Genomic DNA, 22,760 nt, shown 5'->3' with positions numbered 1-22,760 from the left:
AAAAACAGTTAAAAAAACTAAAATATATAGAAGTTAATATTAAAAGTCGTTGTTCAATTCGAAACATAGTTGAGCATGAAATTCATTTATCGTCTAATTGTAATGATGAGTATTATGAAATTCCAGATTTTTTATTCAATTACCTTAATTATGACGTTTTCGATCCTAACCCAATTGAAAGAATTATTAGTTTAAATTATAAACAAGAAGATTATATTTATAATTTAAAACTAGAAGATATCACAAAAAGTGCATTTTTCTCCAAAAGGCTCAATAATTTCCATTTTTATAATGATATTAGGTGTTTAATTGGCGGTTGAGCAAACAATGAATATTGTGATAAAAATGGAAAAGAAAATTTTGATTTTATCGATGAACTTCGTGGTTTATATGATTATTTATACGACGGTAAAGGTTTTGAAGAAGTTGTTGCTGTTGTCTTTGAAAACTTTGATGATATTGAAAAATGCGAATTTTCAATCTCTTATCCGGCTGTCTTTTCAAAAATGTTTAAATCAAAAAGCGAATTTAGAGAAATTGAAGCTTTAATTATTAAGGAAATACAGGAAAGTGTTCCTTATGCAAAACCAAAAAATTTAGCAAATTATCACGAAAAAATCTTTGATTTTTTATCAAATAGATATGAATATAATTCAAAGTTTGTAGATATAAATAAAGCATATTTAGGGCAAAATGTAGAAAATATTTACAATTTGTTATTAAAAGAGAATTATAATTTTAGTGAAAAAACCCAAATTCAACCAATTCAAAATGTATTTACTTTTGAAACTTATGAAAATTTGCTTAAAAAATTTGAAAAATACGGGATTAAAAAGCTTAACTTAAATATTGAAAATCGTGATAAATTTATTCTTAGTTGATTTGATAAATTTGGCCCAGAATATCGAAAATATTGCATCGAACTTTTTGGTGAAAGAGGCCAAACTTATTATGATAGTGTGAATAATTGGACAAATAAAATTGAATTAATCTATTTGTTGCAAATTTTATTTGGCCCAAAATATGAAATTGAAGGTCAATATTTTTACCCCGATAAACCTGATTATTTAATTCTGCCAAGATGGGCGAAATTAAAACTTGAAAATTTCGAAATTTTTTACTTCGGCGGGCAAGAATACGGACTTTTTGATGAAATAATTTCCCAATTTGATTCAAAAAAGCCAGTTTTTTGATTTAAACCATATTACTACCCCGCCTATGGATCAGGCGAAGGATGAATTTTGCCAATTGCATTAAAAAATTTCATTTTATTGTATGTTGATAATCAAAAAATTTATTACTGATTTGGTCATTCAAATTTATATGATAATATTTATCAAGGTAAATACGAAATTTTAAAATATTATTTTAAACAAAAATTGGTCAAACTTGAACAAGATATTTTTCTGCGTGATGGCATGGATCCCGAATTTTTTGTTTCTAGATCACCAAGATATAACAATTTATCTAAAAATGTGATTGAATCATCGAGGGAAGAATTAATTTTATATCGGGATGCATTGAATAAATATCTAAAAGAAATAGACCATGAATTTCATCGTTTTACAGACTTTCTAGAAAATACTAATTTATATAGCCAACAAGAAAAAGAATTAATTCTAGAAGAACACACTCCCTTTTCTAGGGATTTGGATGGCAGAGATCAATATTATGAAGAAATTGCAAGAGTAGATTTTCGCGGTCATAAAAATAAAAAATATCTTGAGATAGAAGGGGAATCGTAGATCTTTTTATTAATTAATAAATTTAAAGACAAAAGATTTAAGTTTATTTTTAAAATTCTTAACTTGTTTTTCATTTTTATCTATTTAAAAATAGTAATTTTGATAGTTGAAATTATGTTTATTTGCAAAAATGTGCCTGAATTTTAGTGTAATTTATTTTTAGCGATTGATTAACATAATAACTTATTCTTTTAAAATATAATATTTTTAGGTATTTTCCCTAAAAAGTTTTTAATATATGTTAAAATTTTAAAACTAAAAAAGTGAGTGTTCATAATTTTGTGTTTTAAATTTTTTAGGGATTTTTCAAATAGAAATCTAATTTAATTTTACATTATTTAACCGATTAGGGAAAATAATTTCTAATTGTTTTTTAATTATATTTCAATTTCTTATTAAATTGTTTCATATACATCCAAAATTGACTCTTTGTGTCTATTTTGCATTTTTCTTTTTTATAAATTTGGCTAAATTCTTCTGTAAAATCCAAAATTGCGATTTTTAACCTTTAGATTGGCAATTTTGATATATTTAGATTCATCTTCAGCTGTAGATTTGCATTATTTCATTTTGTCACACCTTTTTTGATAGTGCCAAAAATTAATATACTAATTTAAACATTGCTCCCTGTTTTTTATAGAAAACAAATGATTTTTTAATTTTTTTCGGTTGGAATGAAAAAAATTTTAAAGATGCTTGCAAAAAAAAAAAAAAAAAAAAGTAAAATTAAATTTGGGGTATTTTTACCCCAAAGGAGGCTAAAAATAGATTATTCCCAAAGTATTATGGCACTAAATTTGTTCAGTGTTATCAAAATTTTAAAAAAATTACAAATTTTAGGCTTAAAATATTGTCATATTGATTTTGCAGATGGAATTTATGTGCCCAATTTTGGTGCTAATTATCAAATTGCTGAATATTTAATTAAATTATTCCCAAAAATTGAATTTGATGCACATTTAATGTGTGTAAATTCAATTGAAAAAATTGAAAAATTAGTCAAAATTGGCTTTAGGACAATTTTTTTACCTGCTGAACAAATTACAAAGTCAAGCTTTGAAAAATTAAATCAAAATTTTCCGGACATAAATTTTGGTCTAATGATTCAAGCAAAACAAAAAATTAAGCATTTCAGTGAGATAATTTCCCTTGCAAAAGTAGTTTTATTAATGACTATAAATAAAATTGGAGGGGTGGGTGAGATGTTGAATTCCAAACTATTTTCAAAAATTGAGCAAATTCGCTTTTTAAATAAGGAAATTAAAATTTATACTGATGGTGGCCTTCGAAAATATAATTGAAATGATTTTCTAAGAAAAAAAGTGGATGTTGCAATTGGAGGTAATATAATTTTTTCTTACGAAAATTTTTTAGAATTTTCAAAACTTTGGCAAAAAACAAAAAAATGCAATTAATTAACATTGTTTTATATGCAACAATTGGCTTACTTTTTTTGATTTTGGTTTTCTTTATTATTAAAAGATTATTTGAGAAAAATCCCAGGAACAATTTTGAGAACAAACTAATTTCTACTGAAAAATCAACAATTAACGCACTGGAAATTATAAATGCTTCTGCTGATGTGAAAATTATGACAAATTTGTTAATAAAAAATCGGTTTTCAAGGCGAAATTATTCGATTTTACCAGGTTTTATTGTTAATGAATCAGAGCTTTTTTTTGTTTCAAATATCATAACTTACCAATTTGGGGTAGAAAAAGTAATAATTGATCAAAGCATTAGTTTTTTAAAAAAAGGTAGATTGATAAAACAGTCTTATTTTTCAAAAAGTCAGTTTGAATCACTTTTTAAATTTTTAATGAAAAAATTTACTTACGCAAAAATGGTTATTTTAGTTGATGATCGGCTTGATTTTCAAAAAATTGAAAATAAAACAAAATTTGAACTTTGAAGTCAAAATGATGTGATTCAAAAACTAAGAAAATCGGGTAAAAAAATTTATAACCCGACAAAAATAATTGATTATTTTAGTCAAATTAACAAATTTAATAAAAACAAAAATGATTAAAAGTTCTTCTTGATATATTTTGTTTACTTTAATTATTTTTTTTCTAATTCAATTTTTTATCTTTTTCATTTATAGAGTTAATTTAAAAATTAAATATTCGAAATTGGAAATTTCTACTAAATTAGATCTTGAAGTGATAAAAAAGGATTTTATAGAAAAATATCAGCAAAATTTTTCTATTTTATTAATTAACGATTTTTTTCTAAAACCTATCTGAATTAAAAAAAAAATAATAAAAATCCCTAATTTTTACTTAGAAAATCATATTTATGGGGTTGTAAATTTAGCCTTTTTCTATAATTTTTACCTTTTAAAAAAGGATAATTTAATTGATTTGCTTGTTTTTTCAAGTTTTTTTGCAGCTTTTCATCTAAGTTTTTTGTTTGGATTTCTTAATTTTTTATGAATTAGTGGTGGTTTTTTGGTTTTAAGTATTTTTGTGATATTGCTTGATTTTGTTTTAAATGGAAAATTTTATACCCTAGCTTATAAAAAAACAAAGGTTGAATTAAACTCAAAATTGGAAAAAAACGAATTTAGAGTTGTTTTTTCATATCTAAAGTATAAAAAATTAGCCTTTTTTAAAAAATATTTTTTATTTTATCCATTTTTATTCCAAAATTTAGTTAAAAAAATTAATAATTTAGGCCGTTAAAATGACAAAAAAAGAATTAAAAACCCAACTTGTTGAATTATATGACTTTAAAATTAACGAACTTGAGGGCAAAAGTTTAATTGAACTTGAAAAATTATTACAAAAATCAGCAAGCGAAAAAATCACTTTAGAAAAAAATCCTAATAAATTCTTTTACATTAAATCAATGCCAAAACCAAAACAGATACAGCAAAAAACTTCTGAAAAATCTGGTTGAATTGTTTTTTTCGCTTTTGTTTTTGTTCTTTTACTTGCATTTATCTTATTTTTAACAATTGCTTTTATCAATCGTGGGTAGGAAAATGGAACTTTTTAATGAAAAACTTACTAAATTTGTGCAAATAAGTAATTGAATTCAAGCCATTTATGAAGGTGTAAAAATCTTAGTAGAAAATAAAATTGCAACATTTGACCTCGAAAAGGCAATTATCGAGCAAACAAAAAAATTTGGAGCCTATTATGTTCTTGAAGAAGGAGTTGCACTTTTGCATGCCCCAGTTGGGAATTATTGCCTAAAAGTTGGAGTTTCGATTTTAGTTCTTGATAAAATGATAGTTTTTAATAATCAAAGCGATAAAAAAGCAAAAATTATTTTTACCTTAAGCGCACCAAATGCTGATGATCATATCTATTTAATTAAGGAATTTGCCACTTTTTTTGGAAATTCATCTTTTAAAAAGGAGATTTATGCGGCTAATTCAATTACGGAATTTTATAAAATTATTAAAAAATACAAAGGTTTAAAAAATGAAAATTAAATGTGTTTGTGGTTCAGGACTAGGATCTTCACTACTTTTAGAGCTAAATGTTAAATCTGTCCTTGAAAAATTAAAGATAAATTATGACTCAGTTGAGCATACTAATATTTCCAGTTTTGATTCTTTTGGTGTTGATTTAGTTATAATCGGCGCTGATGTTGCCCCAAGTTTAGCTTTTGATAAAAGTAAAATGGTAATTTTGACTAATATTTTATCAAAAGAAGAACTCGAGATAAAATTAAAAAAAACTTTAAAAATAACCTAAAAGAAAGGATAATTTATGAATTTTGGCCTCTGACTTTTAAATTTTTTAAAAGATTTTGTGGGCACACCGGCGCTTTTAGTTGGACTTTTTAGTCTAATCGGCGCAGTTGCAATGCGTAAAAGTTTTTCACAAATCATTATAAGTTCCTTTAAAGTTAGTGTTGGTTTTCTTGTCTTAGGTGGTGGTGCTGGAGTTTTAGTTTCCTCACTTAATTTTTTCCAACCGCTTTTTCAAAGGGTTTATAATTTAAACGGGGTGATTCCAAATAATGATGCTTTTGCTGGCGCTCTCACTGAAAGTCTGCCAAGTATTGCTACTTTAGGCTCGCTAATTATGGTGATTGCAATGATTTTAAATATTATTCTTGCAACCTTTTCGCGACTAAAATATGTCTATCTTTCTGGGCATGTTTTATATTATTCGTCACTGATGTTAGCCGTTGTTATGTATACTTCGGGTTATGATTTTCAAAATAATTCGAGTGATTTTGCAATGGCATTGATTGCTGGATCAAGTATTTTGGCGATTTATATGGTAGTTTCACCGTCAGTTCAGCAAAAATATATGTTCCAAATTACCGGCACAAATGAAATTGCCCTAGGTCATACTGGCGGATTTGGTTATGCCCTTTCAGGACTAATTGGTCAAGGAATTGCAAAAATTGCCAAAAAAAAGCCACTTTCAACCGAAGAAATTAAATTTCCCCAGTCACTGTATTTTTTTCGAAATACTTTAGTTTCAATTTCACTGACAGTTTTCTTATTTTATATTTTTGCTTTTTTACCTGCAGGTATTTTATATGAGTTAGGAAAATTTGACAAAGCTGCCGATGCAGGTGTAATTAGTATTTTAGCACAAAAAAATTGGGTGGTTACAATGATAATTTCGGCTTTTACTTTTACGGCCGGAGTTGAAATTATCCTTTTTGGAGTTAGACTTTTTATTGGTGAATTAGTGCCGATGTTTAAAGGATTTTCTGATAAATTAATTAAAAATGCAAAAGTTGCTGTTGATTGTCCAGTGGTTTTCCCTTATGCCCCAAATGCGATAATTATTGGCTTTATTTCTTCTTTTTTTGCCGGAATTATTGGATTTTTTATTACCCTTGGACTTGGATATTCAGCACTTATTCCGGCAATAATTCTACCAGGACTTGTACCTCATTTTTTTCTAGGGGCAACTTCTGGAGTTTTTGGAAATATCAAAGGCGGAATATGAGGGGCAGTTATTGGTTCTTTTGTTGGTGGGTTAATTATCACTTTTATTCCTGTATTTTTTGGTCTTGGAAATTGAGTGCCATTAGTTACAAATGAACTTGGAAATTTAATAAAAGGGACTAATAAACAATCACTAATTACGCTAAATTGAGGAGATACTGACTATTTTATTGGTTATATTCCCGGGATTCTTGGTCTGATTCCAAAAGCTGGGAAATATATAATTTTAGGTTTGAGCCTTTTTGTTTATTTTGTTTTCATAATTGATGGAATTATTAAAAAACACTTTAAAAATCGAGCTAAACCCGCTTAAGAATGATTTTTTCAAATTTACTATAAAAAAATTATCTATTTATATTTTTAAAATTTTAATGCTCCAAAAATAAAAAACACTATAAATTAAAGTATAATTTTTAAATTGCTACCTTTTGTTGGTTTTAAAAATTAGAAAATTTTTTTAATTTAAAGACTAATTCAAATTAACATAAAATGTTAAAGTGAATTAGTCTTTTTTTATTTTTTAAAAAAATTTAAAATAAAAAAGAAATAAAAATTACTTTTTGTAAAATTAATTTTAAAAACTTAAATTATCCTTTTAAAAACTTAAAATTGATTGTGGTATACAAAAAATACCGACTAATTTTTCAGCAAATTAATAATTTGCATTACTAAATATATAAAAGAAATACGTGCAGAAGTGTGGTTTTCAAGAACATCTTCATTTTTAAAAGTTAAAAAACTAATTAAAGATTGCTTATATAAATTACTTTCAAAATTTCCAGTAAAAGAGACAATTATGCAACTTTTTGCTCTCATTTTACTAACTAATTCATCAATTATTGAATGCATTCCGGAGAAACTAAAAAAAATACAAACACTTGAATCGATTGATTTTTCAGTCCATTTTTGCTGAACTTCAAAATCATAATGATAATCGATATGATATTGTAATTTTGATAAATAATTTGCAAAAATATTGATAGATTCTAAATTTGAACCTTTCCCAAAAAGCATTATATGTCGAGTTTTTTGTAATAATTTTACAAATTTTATCATCGAATTATAGTTTAGATTATAAATTTTATCAAGATTATTCATTATCATCATATGATATTTACTTAAAATTTGATTTTTTTGGTTAATTTTGTTCTCAGAATAACGTTTATTTTGGAAATTTAAGTATGAATAATTACGATCCAGAGCTGGTAATAAATCTTTTAGCCCCTTAAAACCTAGTTTTTTACAAAATTTTATAACTGAAGCAGTTGAACAATTTGCGTTTTCGGCAATTATTTTTAATTTTAAGGACATTATTTTTTCAATATTTGAAAGCAAAAAACCGGCGATTTCCTTATCAATAAAATTCCGATTTTGTTTTAATAACAATGAAAGTTGATTAATTAAATTAATACTCATTTTTAAAAATTATACCAAAAAAAAGGAGATTTTATGGCTAATTTGGTCAAAACACTTAAAACTAAAATTCAGGCATTCGGCTCACTTTTAGGGCAAATGATTATGCCGCTTATTGGCGTTTTTATTGCCTGAGGATTGTTAACTTCATTTTTTATTCCGACTGGTTGAGCGCCAAATCAAGAACTTGCAACAATGGTTGGGTTCGGAATTGTTTATGTAATTCCAATTTTAATTTGTTTTCTTGGTGGGTATAAAATTTATAAATTACGCGGCGGAGCAATTGCTGGAATAATTGCAATCGCCGCAGTTGCCTCTGGGCAATCAGAAATTTTCATAAAAATTACTGGCGGAACAGCACCGATGTTGGTTTCTGTTATGCTTTTTGGTCCAATTTCCGCCTTAATTTTAAAGCATAGTGAAAAATTTTGAATTCAAAAAATTCCAAGTGGCTATCAAATGTTAATCAATAATTTTTATCTTGGACTTTTAGGCTTTGTTCTTCTCTTCCCTGTTTATTATTTATCGATTTATTTGGTTGGTTATTTTATTAAATCGCTTGGATTTTTAACGGCAAAAATGGGAGAGTATAAATTATATCCATTAATAGCTTTAATTATCGAGCCTGCAAAAATTCTTTTTCTAAATAATGCTATAAATCACGGTGTTTTTACAACATTAGGAGCACTTCAGGTAAACGAAACAGGTAAGTCTATTTTATTTTTATTAGAATCAAATCCTGGGCCTGGGCTAGGAATTTTGCTTTTTTATCTAATATTTTCGAAGCAAGAAACTACAAAAGCACAGGCAACTTCTTCTATTCCAATTCATTTTTTTGGTGGAATTCACGAGGTTTATTTTCCTTTTGCGCTTTTAAAACCAATTTTAATTTTAGCGCTAATAGCTGGTGGAATTTTTGGTAATACAATTTTCCAAATTTTTAACGTTGGAGCACTTGCTCCAGTATCCCCAGGTTCAATTATTGCCCAATATATTCAAGTTGAAAAATCTACTAATTCGTTAATCGGCCTTACAATTGCTATTTTTGGATCAACTATAGTTAGTTTAATTAGTGCCTTAAGTATTAATTTTTTACTACGGCTTTTGAATAAAAACGTGGAAAAAAAGAAATTTTTGGTAGAAAAAGATAAAAAAATAAACAAAAACAAAAAAGTATATAATGAAAACACAAATAAAACCGAGATAAGTTGAGAGAAAATAGTTTTTGCTTGCGATGCTGGAATGGGCTCATCAGTTATGGCCGCGTCAATTTTAGGAAAAATTTTAAAAGAAAATAATATTTTAAATGTAGAAATTTCAAATTTAGCAATTTTTGATCTAACTGGAAAAGAAGAAATTATAATAACAATCCAAAGTTTAAAAGATCGTGTAAGAGCAAAAAATCAAACAGCAAAAATTATTGTCTTAACGCAATTTTTAGATAAAAAATCCTACGAAAATATAGCATTAGAAATAAAAAAAACTAGAGAAAAAGAAGGAAAATTGTAATGAAAGTTGTCCATTTTGGAGTAGGAAATATCGGTCGAGGTTTAATTGCAAAACTTTATCGACAAAACAAATTTGAAATTGTTTTTGTTGATATCAACCAAAATTTAATTGACAATTTGAATAAAAAAGGTTTTTATTATGTTATTAATTTTGAAAATGGAGAAAAATATAAAATAAGGAGTTTTTTTGCAATTAATTTAAAAGATGAAAATAATCTATTAAAAGAACTAAAAGAATCCGAGATAATTTCAACTTCTGTTGGCGCTAAAAATTTAATTTTTTTAGAGCCAATTTTTGCAAAACTTGCAAAAATAAACCAAAAAGATAAACAGATTATTTGTTTTGAAAACGGGTTTAGAGTTAGTTCTTATTTTAAGTCTATTTTAGGAAACTGTCAATTTTGAGATTTTGTTGATACAACAATAGATCAAATAGTCCCTAATTCAGATGATTTAAACGTTTATACTGAAACATTTTCAGAAATTATACTAGAAGACAAAAATCAAAAAATAAGACTAAAAGGTGTAAAATATTTGCAAAATTTAGACTTTTTTATACTTCGGAAATTATTTTTTGTTAACACTTTACATTCAGGGATTGCTTATTTTGCCTATATTTTAAAAATTAATTTTATTCATGAAGCTTTAAATTCAGAAATTATACAAAGTTATGTTAATCAACTAAAAAACGTCTTGCAAAAGGTAATTTTGTTTGAAAATTCCTTAATGTCAGATGAAGAAATTGATATTTACTTTAAAAACATAATAAAAAGATTTAAAAATCCTGTTTTGCAAGACCCAGTAGTGCGTGTTTGCCGAAATCCGGTCACTAAAATTTCAAAAAACGAAAGATTTGATTTGCTATTAAAATATGCAAAAAGGGCAAAATTAAACACTGCTGAATTAAATATTATTTATAAAACCTTTGCAAATATCCTTAATTTTGACTGAAAATCTGACGCGCAAGCAGTAGAAATGAGGGAAAAATTAGCGACAAATCCACAAGTTTTTCTAAAAAACTATACAAATTTAGATAATCAAGAGATTAAATTAGTGCTTAATTTCTATCAAAAGCAAAAAAGGTAAATTAAAATGAATTTAAAAGTTGAAAATATTTTGTTAAATCAAGTAATTACTTCAAAAAAACAAGCATTTGAAACGCTAATTAAAATTTTTATGAAAAAAAATTGTTGTAACCTTGAATATTTAGAATCAATGGAAAAACGAGATTTCGAATCTTCTGTTGCACTAGGAAATTATCTTGCTTTAGTGCACGGAACCTATGAAGGAAGCGGGTTGGTTTTTCAAAATTGTATGCAAATAATTCACCTAAAAAACACACTTGAATGGGACGGGCAACATATTAAATTTATTATTGGGCTTGCTGTTAAAAGTTCTGAACAAATTAATTATATTCAAAAAATCGGGCTTGCATTTATCCAAAAAGAAAAAGTTGAATCAATTATGAATGACCCCTATTTAACAAAAGAAAAAATTCTTGTATGAATTAACACTAGCTAACATTTTTTTAGCTAACAGTTTTTTAATAAGTTAATATTTTACACTTTTAGAGGCTGCTAAAAAATTATAAACCTTTCCAACAAAATTTAAAAAAGTGCTATAAATTTATAGCGCTTTTTTAAATTTTGGTATAAGAAAAAACTAATCCTTACCGTCTTCGGGAGTCAAAAAATTGACCTTAATATTTTCTACATCAAATGCATATTGGAATGAATTGCCTTCTCCGGCACGAATTCTGTTAATAATTCAGTGTGTGTCGACTTCCATAATAGGAATAATTGGAACGAATTCGCGGATAATTTTTTCAAAAACAACAACAAAATCAAAGACTTTATTCTGTGTTCAACCCTCCTTTTTTTCTTGTTCTGTAAAAACTCCGTTAAAAAACGCATCAAGCCGAGCGTTATACTGATCAAGACTTTCGGTAAATTCAGGGACTAAAATTGGTTTTTTGTTAATATCCAAAGCTCTCGCTTTTTGGTCGTGATCAAGAAAAACTTCTTTAAAAACCGGTTTTTTTTGATCATCGAGTTTAATTTTTCTAGTTATTAAATCTTGGAATTTTTCTAAATAAATACGAGAGATTTTAAGTCTTGAAATTAGATCTTCCTTTTTTTTATTGCTTATTGAATTTCACATTTTCCAATAAGTTAGCGAACCGGCAGGATTTGATTCTAGACCCGTAAATTTATTATTAGTTGGCGAAATTTCATCTGCGTTAAAAAATGCTTTAATATAAGAATGAGGCTCTGAGCTCCCAATGTTAAAAAAATCAAAATTTTTTATTGTAAGGTCAAATTCGCCTTTTGAAAGCCGCTGTTGGTAAATTCCATCAGGAAGTCTGTTTGGGTCAATTTGTATAAAATTATTTGTATTCCGTAATAAAATGTCTTGTAAACCAGTGGCAACTTTTTCTTCGTTATCATCTTTATAGATAAAATTTAGTTTTACTTTTTCAAGATTAGGATATTTTTTTCTAAACCGGTCCAGGAAAAATTTTGATACTTCTATATTAAAAGAATTATCCTTTCGTGGCGCAGATTCAAATCAAACATCTTTTGCCAAATGGTTTTTATAATCCTGAGCTAACAAAGGGAATTCTATTTTATTGCCATTTTTGTCACTAACTTCAGATTTATAGTTTTTATCTCCGAGAAATGTTTCAAGTGGATAGCCACGAGCAGTAAGAATATTTTCAAAATTTGACCATGTAGTTTGGGTGAAAGAATGATCAAGTCCGTATAAATTTAGAAGATCGACTCGGTTAATTCCGTAAAAAAGAGCCCGGCGCAGGTCAGGATCCTGTAATCAAGAATTTCCTTTTTTGACATTATCAAGATTGATTTGAATTCCAATTGTTCCATAACCACTCTGTTTTTGCATGTATTTTTTTGTCCGGTTGTCAGATCAGAATTTAGATTGAAAAGTTGAGGGAATTTTTGTTTTGGCAATATAACCATCTAAAAAAAGCGATGATAAAAGTTCCGGTTGGTCCGCAAAAAATACCTTAATTTTGCTTGGGATTGTTTTATTAGAAGAATAATAACTTTGTTTTTTAGTTAAAATCATTGAACCTTGCGAACCCAAATTAAGGTCTGATATTTCAAAAGGCCCGTTTGTTAAAAATTTTGAAAGATCATTTCCAAAATTATCGATTCCACCAGCGTCTATTTCGACAAATTCGCGGTTAATTGGTAATAAAATTTCAGGAGCTATAATTAGTCGAAATAAATTTATAAATTTTTTTGCGCCAGAATCCTCGAATTGGATTCTAAGACCAAATTCATCACCAGGAAGAAAATCATAGCGTGGAGTTAAATTTGGTCCATCAAAAATTTGGCTAGGGTCTAAAAAAGGGTTTCTCGTTAATTTAATAGTTGTTTTTTTACCATCTTGAATTGTATAAATCTCTTTGGATTTATAGTTAAAATCAGGATTTAAAGCAAAATTAGCCTTGACAAGCTCGACAGCCTCTTTGTTTGTCATTTGTTCAAAAACTTGACCTGTATACATTCCAAAATTTTGCGAAAGTTGCGCAAATTGTTTTACAAATTCTTCATCCCCATTATTTTGAGACTGAAAAATTTTTTGATCAAAATCAAGACCTACTTTGCCTGTTTTAGGATTTTTTTTATAACTTCTTTGCCCGAAAGGGTTTCGATATGGATTGCCAAATTTGGAGACATAATCTTGTTGCAGGGATATTATTTGCTGAGCATTTTTAATATTTAATGATAAAGTTTTAACTAAATTAGGTGAGGCGATGTTAATATTTAAAACATAAAGAATATAATCAATAAAATTTTGTGCAACAACAGGTTGCTTATTTGACCATTTTGAAGCGCCTTTGTTTAGAAAAATTGTGGTTGAAACAATTGACTGGCTGTCATTTTGAATGCCGATAAATGATCTTTGGTTACCGCTAGAAGGCGAAATAACCCCTGCAGTCATGCCAAAATCGCTAATTTGATATGAAGTCCCATCATAGTAAATTTCTGTCGGAGTTTTCATAATTTCTTCACCACTTGATGAAGGCAAATTTGTGTTGTATAATTGCAAGGAAATTGTAGGTAGATTAAGTTTTGCGCCATAAGATTTTGAAGCTGAAGGCCCAGGTTTTACAAAAGACTCAACAAGAGAGTTTAAAATTTTGTGTGAGGAATTATTTTTTACATAATTTAGTGTGTTAATTGTTGGGGTAGCAATTCCAAAGTCAAATTCGGCCTGATTTTTTTCAAGTGCGTTTACACAAGAAACAAAGCTAACAACCGAAATTGGTAAAAAAGTGTTTAAAATTAAGAGGTTTTTTATTTTTTTCATATTCTACACCTATTTAAATTGTGGCCTGATTATAAGATAGTTTTCATTTTTATTTTTTTCTATATAAGTTGGAGCAAGTTGGTAATTTTTACCGTTTTCAGCTATGAATTTAGATGATCCTAATGTAAATAGGCCTTTAATTTCTTGTTTTTTTTCATCAGAGAAATAAATTCTGAACTTTCTAAGTCCTGAAATTCCAGGTCTTAGAAGAGCGTTTTTAAATTCTCCAATAATTGACCATGAAGATAGTCATGATTTATAACCCTCATTTTCAAGTGTTCATTTTGTCGAAAGATCAGCTTGTCTTTTAAGGTAGAAAATATTATTTGTGCCCTGTTTTATCAAATGAACGTGATATTTTTGTTTTGTAATTTCATCTTCAAATGTCAAATAATGAACTTTATCAGCATCCTGATTTCGAAGAAATCCTCAAAACGCAACTTTATCCTGTTTTGAATCGCGTCATATTCCTGAAACTGTTCTTGAGCCCACTCCTTGTGATTTTAATGAATAGTATCAAAAAGCTTCGGCTCGATTGTTAACTTTTTCCCCTTTTAGGTTAGTAATTCTTATATTAGGGTCGATTACAGGCTCTAAATTATCATCATATAATTCCCAATCAAGCACCTTTCTTTGAAATCTGTCTTTAAAAAAGCCGTTATTTTCCGCCACATTTTTGTTAATATATCCATTTCTTCAAGTATTATTTCCTACAACAGGTTGAATATTTGAGCCATAATAATTTGAATAATTTCCGAGTTCGCCTTTAAAATTTTTCATAATTTGGTTGATTTCAATTATTATTTCACTAAAAAGTTCATTTTTTTGTTTACGATATAAATTAGAAATCTCGTTAATTTTTTTCTTATTTTCAATTTCTTGCAGGATCTTATCAATAAATTTTTCAGGTTTTTCGCTTGTGGTAATAATTTTTTCAATTTCATTTTTTTCTTTAGCAGAAATTTCATTTACTTTTTGATATAAATTCTTGTTTTGCGCAGTTTGGAGTGCATTTGTTAAATTTTCATATAATTTATCGAGGTTTTCTTTGTTTTGTGAAATGACGAAATTAGTTAAGAAATAATTACTAAATTGTGAGTACAAGGTTTGTGAGTATGCTTGTGTGATATCAAAAGCCGGAATGAAATTTTTTATTCATTTACGAGTGTAAATACTGTCAACAAAATATTCATTTCCAGTGTTTGCCTCAGAAATATTTCTAAATAATGGGGAGATATTATCAAGATTTTCGCTACTTGGAGAATAATGTATCTGAACAAAGTCTCGTGTTAGCGATTCGGGGAAATTATATACATAATTACTAAAAAAGTTATCGGGTTGTGTTTCATTTCTAGCCAAATTTTTTGAGCGCAATCAAGATAGTTCAAGATCTGTATTCATGCGCTGAATTTGATTATTTATATCTTGATATGTATAGTCAATAAAAATTTTTGTTCCAACTAAATATTGCAGCCTAAATAAGTCAATATCTTTAAATTTGATATTTTTTTCTTTAAGGAATTCTAAAATTCATTTGTAGACTTCAGATTTATTTGAATTTTTAAGATCATCGTTAAGAAATGTTTCATTATCAAAAACTAGTGAATTATTTTCTTGGAATGAACCAAAATTTAGCCAAGGAGTTTCGGCATTTTTAATACGATCTAAATTTGTGAGTTTCCCAAATTTTGTTGCCGGTAAATTATCCCTTGTTTTACGAGCAAAATTTTTAAATCCCATAAATCCAACCGAAGATAAAAATAAATGGTCAATATTTTTGTTTTCAATCTTAGAATTTTTAATTAGCAAGTTAAGTGTTGATTTCTCAAAAGCTTCCATTAGAAAATTTGCGTATTTTTGTAAATTTTCTTCCAATTTTTCTTTAGAGATATCAAAATTAGTTAAAAGTTTTTCAATTATTTCGTTACATTTTGCCTTTTTATTTCAGGTTAATTGGTTATTTTTGTTCGTTTTGGGTGTGTATTTGTCTTTTTGCAGGTTATCATATGCATATTTATATAAATTAAATTTAGTATTGACATAATCAAGATCTCAATTACGGATAAATTGGTCATTATTTTTAACTATTTGTAAGGCGAAAGGGTCAATTGAGACAAACTCAAGAAAATCCGCAAGGTTCGAAAATTCAGTCTCATTTTGTTGGTTTTGGTATCCAAAATAATTATTTTTATAGTCAAATCCAAAAACAGTTTTATCTCAGGCATCAAGATAAATTTTTGAAGTATCTAATTCGCTTTCAGAGATATTTTTAAATTTAAAATCCTGGGCAATACCAAAAAATGGATTTAATTTTTGAGTTGCATTTTTTGTAATTACTTTATTAAATTTTATTAAATTTCCAAATGGCGAGGTTCAGCGGTCGGCTAAATCTTTTTTAATATCAAATTCTGTTTGATCAAGGATAAGATCGTGTTTTCCGTTGCTACTATTAAATGAAGCATAAAAGTTATATTTTGGATTTTGGAAATATTCATTGCCATTTATTGAAATTAATCTTCCTAAATAATTGCTTGCAAAAATTGGGCCATTTGTTAAATTAAGGAAATTTTCATTGATAAAACCAGGCGAAAGTCTATGAAATCTTTGGATGGTTGCAAAAAGATATTGTGGTATATTTTCTTTGTTATTTTCATCTTTAAAAATGAAAATTTTATCCAAGTTATTTCACATTATCTCTTTGAGAATAAATGTTCAATAGCCTTTTAAAGTAGTTTTACTTTTGTTATCTTCATCAGTTTTTTTAGGTGCAGCACTTTGAGGTTGGGTTGTTCTGTTTTCTTCATTTTTTGGCGAAAGTTGTTTTATAGCCCAATCAAAGTAAATCCCATATATTTGCCCAAGAAGATCAATAGCTACAGATATTCTTCTAATTAACGAGTCGTTAAAGTTTGTGATGCTTTTTAAGCTGCTAAATAAATTGCTTTCGTTTGGACTTATGGTTGGTTTAAATAATTTTTCAAATATTTTTGCGGGTTGTGTTGAGTTTTTATTGGAACCAGAGCCTTGATTATTTATGATAGCATTAAAAAAAGTCGTAAAATTTAATAATTTTTTTTCTTTCTGTTTTTGAACTAATTGTTCGCCTAATTGAATAGATTCAGGATTTTTTATTAGTCTTTTAACGGCTGTTAGAATATGTTGGCTATCAAAAAGTTGCTCAGGTAGTTTAATTTCAACAGTTGAGTTTTCAAATTTATTACCGATAATTGTGCCATAAAACCCTTGTTTTTCCGCATCATTAGATAAAATTGCGCTTAGTGATGTTTCAAATAAAGCACTTGAAGGCTGAAAACGAGTAAAACCTTTAGAGTTTGAATTTCAACCATTGTTTTCAAATTTTGTAACAAGATTAGCGGAAAAAGCTGACTGAATTTGTTCAATTTTTTCTTTTAATTCTGCTAGACTTGATGGGTCTTTAAAACTTGATGGATCGATCGCTGGTTTTCCATTATCAAAAAATATTTTTACAATTAAGTCGCTAAAAGTTTTTCTATCATCACTTTCCTTAAAATCAGCAACTTTAACCTTACCTAATCGGTCAAATTCTAGTAAATTTCCCTTTCCATCAACTAAGGAATTTGTAAATAAGCCACTAATATCGGAAGATTTTATAAAACCACTTTTTCTTTTATTTTCGTTTCTTTGTCAGTCATTGCGGAAGAATTTTGACTCAGCGGCAATTGAAGGGTTAATTGTTCCTGATTCAACATCGATTGAGTTTAAAAGGAAAAGGTCGTATAATTTTAGTTTTCTTAAATCAGCAGCATTTTTTAGTCCATTAATTGTTTGTAAAAAACGCCGCGTTTTCTTTGATAATAACTTATCAATAGTTTCATTTTCTTTTGAGCCATAAATATTGCTTTCATCCTCGAATTTATTATCTCTATCAAAACTAAAATTTGGATAAATTCCATTTGTTTGTGCTTGTAAATCTGGGCTTGATTTTCGCAGATCCAAACCTGATGAACGGGCTTGAAGATAAGATCTAAGCACATCTAAATTATAAAAAGATTGTAAACCTACACCTGTATTTGTTGAAAGCGCGCCAATAACAATACTTGTTTCTGGATCAGAATTATCTTGGGCATAATTTAGTGTTTGATGATGACCGTATTCGTGCGCGCCAACGTATTTAAGATAATTAATTCCTGTTGTTTTAAAAAATGGTGAAGAAGCTTTCAAAAGCGCAATATAAGGAATTCGCGAAGAATGAGAATATCCGATATAATTACCTGATTTCGTGATGTATTTTTTCAGTCCAGTTTTAGGATCTATTTCTGAGTCAACATAGGTCCCAACAAGATTTTCGCCGTTAGTTTTTCGGTGATTTAAAACTTTGTCAATAAGGCCATCAAAAACTTCGCCATAAAGTTGATAAACTGTTGTGTTTTTCCCGTCCTTTAAAACTTCAATTTCCTGAATAATTTTTGGAATTATGCGGTTCTTTCAATTAATTGCGATTTTAAAACTGTTAAATTCTTTAAGATGTTTAGAATAATTTTTATCATGTAAATTAAGATCAAAAGTTATTTTTTTAGTATTTCCTGCTTGTTTTTTGTTAACAAGCCCAATTTCTAGTCGTGAATTAGATAATTTTTTGACAGTTATAATTTCGTAAATTGACCATTTGTTAGAATCAAATTCTGATAAAAATTCATTTTCGGCTTCAGCTGCTGGATGTTCTTGATTAATTGGTAAAAATACTCTATTTTCTGGTGTTTCTTGATAAATACCAATTGTTTTACCAACAGGATGATTAATATTATATAGGTCAAAAAAGCCTTTGCTTGCAATTTTTTCGGCTTCCTCGTTTATTTTAGTTGCAATCTCAGAAACTAAAAGTGCAGTTCTATCAGAACTGATTTTTTGATTTAAGGAAAATCGAAAACTTGTGCCTTGATTTGTTTGTCATTCAGGTGTTTCTTGAGTTTTATTTGTCGGCATAATCTCGTGTTGATTTAGTTCGAGTAAAAATTCGCCTTTTGGAATATTATTCTCATCATGTTTTAATCGCACATTTAAAGATGGTGTTAAATTTTTTATTAATTTAATTTGGCGGGTTCTTGCAAAATCTTTAGGAAAATTAAGCTGAAAATTTTTGGGTAACTGAACTTCTTTTTCGTGCAACAGCATTAAAGCTGCTAATTGGAATTTTTTTTTGACTAGATCTAAATTTTGTTTTTTATTTGCAAAAACAAAAAAGTTTTCCTCGTTTTTGAGTTCTGCCAATTTTTTTGATATTTCTGGGTTGTCGCTAAACGAATTTTTTAGAATTTTTACTAGATCATAAAAATAAATTTCTTTATTTTCAATTAAGTCAATAGCAGGAATTCCGGCAACAACCTTGGATTTATCATAATTTGCAAGCACTTGTTGCGTCGGGATTGTTGCAAAATATTTATCAAGCGATTCTTTAGAAATGGGATTTTGAAAAATTTTATAAGTTAAATTATCACTAGCATTACCTTTTCCAGCAGCGTTTGAATATATTGGAAAGGAACCAAAAAAGGAATCCGGATAGAATTCGATTTTTGTTTCCTCTTTTCGTTTTGTTGAATGTTGGCCTAATAATAAATTATTACCAGAACTTGTAACCCCCTTTTTTAGCGCAAAATGTTCTAAAGTAATGGCATCCGGCCCTCAGGAGACATTTTTAGTAAATCAGCGAGCATATTTTACAAATTCAGAAGGCGATAAAGCATCCCAATATTCATTAACAAATTTCATCGCTCCAATTTTTAGTTCAAAAATTGGTGTTTGCCTATTGTAATTATCGGCAAATCAATCAGCAAAGTCAGCCGCTGAAAACCGCCTTTTTTCTGATTTTATTTTGGGATCTAGCAAAATTGTTGTCGGATTTTCCAAATTTTCAAAGGAAGCAATTCGATCTCCTTGCGAGTTACGAAAATTAGCGTAGACTAGTTTATCATCTTTTATTTCAAAACTATCATCTGATTGTATATCAATATTATAAACACCGAGTTCGTTGTTTTTCGAATAAATTTTAATTCCGCCTATAATGCCAGCAGAAGCGGTTGCGAGTAGACCACCAGCGAGCAAATAGCTGAATAAAATATTAGTTTTTTTCATAATTATAATCTCCTGATTTTCATCTCTTTACTTCTGAAAAAGTTGCTAAAATATAGTGATTATTTCCTAAATCGATTCATTCTGGCTGGTTTTTTTCTGTATATTCATGAATTTTTGGTTCATATAAAAACCCAGCAAGTGATTCACCTTTTGATTCAATTGTTGGAATTGACTCAATTAATGATTTTGTATAAGGGTGTAAAAAATTTTTAGTTATTTCTTCAGTAGGGCCAATTTCTAGGATTCTTCCACGATAAATTACGGCAATCCTATCAGAAATATACTCAACCATCCGCAAATCATGCGAAATGAAAAAGATTGTAAGGTTATATTTTTCTTTCAAATCTTTAAAAATATTAATAATTTGTGCCTGAATTGACACATCAAGAGCCGAAATTGGCTCATCAGCGACAAGAATTTTTGGTCTTAGCAATAAAGCGCGACAAATCCCAATTCGCTGTTGTTGACCACCAGAGAATTCAAGAGGAAAACGTGATAAAACTGAGCTATCAAGACCAACGGATGCAAGCATATCAATAACATATTTATATGTAATTTCTTTTGTTGGTTTTTCTAAAAAGTGCTGTAAAAATATAGATTTTTTTTTGATAAAGTCTATTATTTTAGAATCGATAAAGCTGAGCTTTTCAAGATAATTAATTAACTTATTGAAAAGATCGTTTACCTGAATATTAGAAGTGTTTTTATAAAAATTATAATTAATTTGTTGAATAATCTGTGGCGCGATTTTCTGTTTTTTTAGTATTGAGGTTAAATTTTCAAATGTATTTTGGTAATAATGTTGTGAAAATAAGTTTTTTATTGCGCCTTTTTTGCGTTGTTCTAAATTTATTAGGCCTTCGGTAATAACAGCAAAAATATTTTTATAAGGATTTAGCGAGGACAAAGGGTCCTGGAAAATCATTTGCACATTTGAAACTAGCTTGCTAAGAATTTTTGACCGGATTTTATTGATTTTTTTTGGTAAATCAAAGCCATTTATATGAATTTTGCCAAAACTACGGGGAATTAAACCGGCAATCGCTGATCCTGTTGTTGATTTTCCCGAACCTGATTCGCCAACAAACGAAAGAACTTCACCTTCAAAAATATTAAAACTAATATCGTGTATTACTTTGTTTTTCCGGTTTCCACTTCCGTAGGTAATATCAACATTTTGAAAGCTCACAATTGGAACTTTTCCCTTAAAATCCAGCATTTTTTCGACTCCGGGAGTGAGAACACGGTAAATATTTTTAGTGATTTTGCCAAAAAAATAACTATTTTTTTCCAGATAAAATTTTTGCTTATCTTTCATTTTGTTTCCTCATTTTTGTAAATTCGATTCATTTTTGGTAAATAATTTTTGGTGGTATCACTTTTGGTGATCGCGGATCAACTAAAGCGGATTTTACGCGGTGAGTCGGACTTATTTGATAAAAATTAGGTTCGATAAAAAAATCTTGTTCCAATGCATAATCATTTCTAACCGCAAAAGCATCACCGACAATTGAATTTAATGAAGAAGGAACAACACCGCGAATTGATTGAAGCCGCTCACCTTTGTTAACATCAGGCATTGAAGTAATTAGCCCTCAAGTATAAGGGTGACGCGGATTTAAGAGAATTTCATCTCTTGTACCTTCTTCGACAACCTGACCAGCATACATAATTGAGATATAACTTGCAAGCGAGGCAACAACTCCAAGGTCGTGAGTAATAAAAATAATCGTAATTTTCAGTCTTTTTTGTAAATCGCGAATGATATCAAGCACAAGAGCTTGCACGGTTGTATCAAGTGCGGTTGTCGGTTCATCCATTACAATAATCTTTGGCTCTAAAGACAAAATCGAGGAGATAACAATGCGTTGGATCATTCCGCCTGAAAGTTCGTGTGGATATAATTTCATGACCATTTCAGGGTTAGCAATTTTAGTCATTTTTAAATATAAAAGCGCTTTTTCATAGGCTTCTTTTTTAGTTTTGACAATTTTATTTAAGAGCATTCCTTCCATAATTTGAAGGCCAATTTTTTTTGTTGGATTTAAAGTTGACATTGGATTTTGGAATACAGCAGAAATAATTTTACCGCGATAATTAGAAAGCTCTCAGGCGCGAAAGTCAAAATTGTGTACTGGATTGTTAAAAAGTTTAATTTCTCCTGATTCAATAACAGCGTTTTGACCTACAAGCCCGTAAAGGCAAGAGGTAATCACTGATTTTCCCGAACCAGATTCACCAATTATTGCATGAATTTCGCCTTCGTAGAAGTCAAGCGAGGCATTACGAATGACAATGTTACGAATTTCAGGGTTAGCTGGATTTATAAAAGAAAGGTTTAAATTTTTAATTTGTGCAACAATTTTATGTTTTTTGTCGCCAATTTGTTTATATTCAACATTTTTTGCAAAATTTTCAAAATCAAAATGGGAACGGTTAAAACTAGTATGCCAATATTTTTGGGCTCTGTCCCAAATATCACGTATTTTATAGGATTTTTTTGACTTGTAGTGTTTTTTAATATTAACTTCATAGGCTAAAAATTTTTCTTTTAGATTATGAAATTGCATTTCATATTCTTCTGGTTTGAGTTTTTTTTCTTTTAATAAATTTAATTCCTTTTGAAATTTTTCCAAATTTTTAGCTAATTTATAACAAATTCTTGGGTTTTCAGTTTTAAGACATTGTGAGTTTTTTGTATAAAAAAAAGAAATCATT

16 protein-coding genes and 1 pseudogene are annotated in these 22,760 nt (G+C 28.3%); 11 read left to right on the top strand and 6 right to left on the bottom strand.

Features of this window, described 5'->3' with window-relative positions:
• Positions 1 to 56 precede the first annotated feature (56 nt).
• The gene (locus MYF_RS02520; RefSeq protein WP_039387800.1) at positions 57 to 1,745 is read left to right on the top strand and encodes a hypothetical protein; all 1,689 of its coding nucleotides are present in this window, start codon (positions 57 to 59) and stop codon (positions 1,743 to 1,745) included.
• A gap of 318 nt (positions 1,746 to 2,063) precedes the next feature.
• Here MYF_RS02520 and MYF_RS03550 read toward each other — a convergent pair.
• A pseudogene (locus tag MYF_RS03550) lies at positions 2,064 to 2,141 on the bottom strand (transposase); the annotation flags it as partial.
• A gap of 278 nt (positions 2,142 to 2,419) precedes the next feature.
• Between MYF_RS03550 and MYF_RS02515 the strand changes: the two are divergent.
• The 7 genes from MYF_RS02515 to MYF_RS02485 all read left to right on the top strand — a co-directional run bounded on the left by MYF_RS02515 (position 2,420) and on the right by MYF_RS02485 (position 6,982).
• Entirely contained in the window at positions 2,420 to 3,160 is a 741-nt protein-coding gene (locus MYF_RS02515) for a beta/alpha barrel domain-containing protein (RefSeq protein WP_236681776.1), read from the top strand.
• A complete protein-coding gene (locus MYF_RS02510; RefSeq protein ID WP_002557872.1) occupies positions 3,151 to 3,774 on the top strand; it encodes a hypothetical protein in 624 nt (207 codons plus the stop codon). The genes MYF_RS02515 and MYF_RS02510 overlap by 10 nt, the downstream gene beginning before the upstream one ends.
• 103 nt (positions 3,775 to 3,877) lie before the next feature.
• Positions 3,878 to 4,429: a hypothetical protein gene (locus tag MYF_RS02505; protein ID WP_231237875.1), complete on the top strand. Its 552-nt coding sequence runs from the start codon at positions 3,878 to 3,880 to the stop codon at positions 4,427 to 4,429.
• Between the two features lies 1 nt (position 4,430).
• The gene (locus MYF_RS02500) at positions 4,431 to 4,727 is read left to right on the top strand and encodes a hypothetical protein (RefSeq protein ID WP_002557870.1); all 297 of its coding nucleotides are present in this window, start codon (positions 4,431 to 4,433) and stop codon (positions 4,725 to 4,727) included.
• Between the two features lie 4 nt (positions 4,728 to 4,731).
• Positions 4,732 to 5,187, top strand: a complete 456-nt coding sequence (locus MYF_RS02495; protein WP_039387665.1) for a PTS sugar transporter subunit IIA — start codon at positions 4,732 to 4,734, stop codon at positions 5,185 to 5,187.
• The gene (locus MYF_RS02490; RefSeq protein ID WP_002557868.1) at positions 5,177 to 5,452 is read left to right on the top strand and encodes a PTS sugar transporter subunit IIB; all 276 of its coding nucleotides are present in this window, start codon (positions 5,177 to 5,179) and stop codon (positions 5,450 to 5,452) included. Before MYF_RS02495 ends, MYF_RS02490 begins: the two co-directional genes overlap by 11 nt.
• A gap of 15 nt (positions 5,453 to 5,467) precedes the next feature.
• On the top strand, positions 5,468 to 6,982 hold the full coding sequence (locus MYF_RS02485; RefSeq protein WP_002557867.1) for a PTS ascorbate transporter subunit IIC: 1,515 nt from the start codon (positions 5,468 to 5,470) through the stop codon (positions 6,980 to 6,982).
• A 323-nt stretch (positions 6,983 to 7,305) separates the two neighbouring features.
• Here the strand turns inward: MYF_RS02485 and MYF_RS02480 are convergent, their stop codons facing one another.
• Positions 7,306 to 8,085 carry a MurR/RpiR family transcriptional regulator gene (locus MYF_RS02480; protein WP_002557866.1) on the bottom strand — a complete coding sequence of 260 codons (780 nt, stop codon included), beginning with the start codon at positions 8,083 to 8,085 and terminating at the stop codon, positions 7,306 to 7,308.
• A 33-nt stretch (positions 8,086 to 8,118) separates the two neighbouring features.
• Here MYF_RS02480 and MYF_RS02475 point away from each other — a divergent pair, with 33 nt between their 5' ends.
• From MYF_RS02475 to MYF_RS02465, 3 genes are read left to right on the top strand one after another with little or no spacing between them, the layout of a single operon-like run.
• Positions 8,119 to 9,591, top strand: coding sequence for a PTS mannitol transporter subunit IICB (locus MYF_RS02475; protein ID WP_002557865.1), 1,473 nt, complete (start codon positions 8,119 to 8,121; stop codon positions 9,589 to 9,591).
• Positions 9,591 to 10,676: a mannitol-1-phosphate 5-dehydrogenase gene (locus tag MYF_RS02470; RefSeq protein WP_002557864.1), complete on the top strand. Its 1,086-nt coding sequence runs from the start codon at positions 9,591 to 9,593 to the stop codon at positions 10,674 to 10,676. The genes MYF_RS02475 and MYF_RS02470 overlap by 1 nt, the downstream gene beginning before the upstream one ends.
• 6 nt (positions 10,677 to 10,682) lie before the next feature.
• Positions 10,683 to 11,111: a PTS sugar transporter subunit IIA gene (locus MYF_RS02465; protein ID WP_002557863.1), complete on the top strand. Its 429-nt coding sequence runs from the start codon at positions 10,683 to 10,685 to the stop codon at positions 11,109 to 11,111.
• A 141-nt stretch (positions 11,112 to 11,252) separates the two neighbouring features.
• Here MYF_RS02465 and MYF_RS02460 read toward each other — a convergent pair whose 3' ends face one another.
• The 4 genes from MYF_RS02460 to MYF_RS02445 are packed head-to-tail and all read right to left on the bottom strand — an operon-like array spanning position 11,253 to position 22,759.
• Positions 11,253 to 13,931 (bottom strand): periplasmic substrate-binding domain-containing protein, encoded by a 2,679-nt coding sequence (locus MYF_RS02460; RefSeq protein WP_002557862.1) that lies wholly within the window; start codon positions 13,929 to 13,931, stop codon positions 11,253 to 11,255.
• Positions 13,932 to 13,940: 9 nt separating this feature from the next.
• The gene (locus tag MYF_RS02455) at positions 13,941 to 20,042 is read right to left on the bottom strand and encodes a PDxFFG protein (RefSeq protein WP_002557861.1); all 6,102 of its coding nucleotides are present in this window, start codon (positions 20,040 to 20,042) and stop codon (positions 13,941 to 13,943) included.
• Entirely contained in the window at positions 20,029 to 21,360 is a 1,332-nt protein-coding gene (locus MYF_RS02450; RefSeq protein ID WP_002557860.1) for an ABC transporter ATP-binding protein, read from the bottom strand. Before MYF_RS02450 ends, MYF_RS02455 begins: the two co-directional genes overlap by 14 nt.
• Positions 21,350 to 22,759, bottom strand: coding sequence for an ABC transporter ATP-binding protein (locus MYF_RS02445; protein WP_039387661.1), 1,410 nt, complete (start codon positions 22,757 to 22,759; stop codon positions 21,350 to 21,352). Before MYF_RS02445 ends, MYF_RS02450 begins: the two co-directional genes overlap by 11 nt.
• Between the last annotated feature and the right edge of the window lies 1 nt (position 22,760).

The organism is Mesomycoplasma flocculare ATCC 27399 (genome assembly GCF_000815065.1).
In the GTDB taxonomy this organism is placed as follows: Bacteria; Bacillota_I; Bacilli_A; order Mycoplasmatales; family Metamycoplasmataceae; genus Mesomycoplasma; species Mesomycoplasma flocculare.
This window is presented reverse-complemented; position numbering and strand designations above follow the sequence as displayed.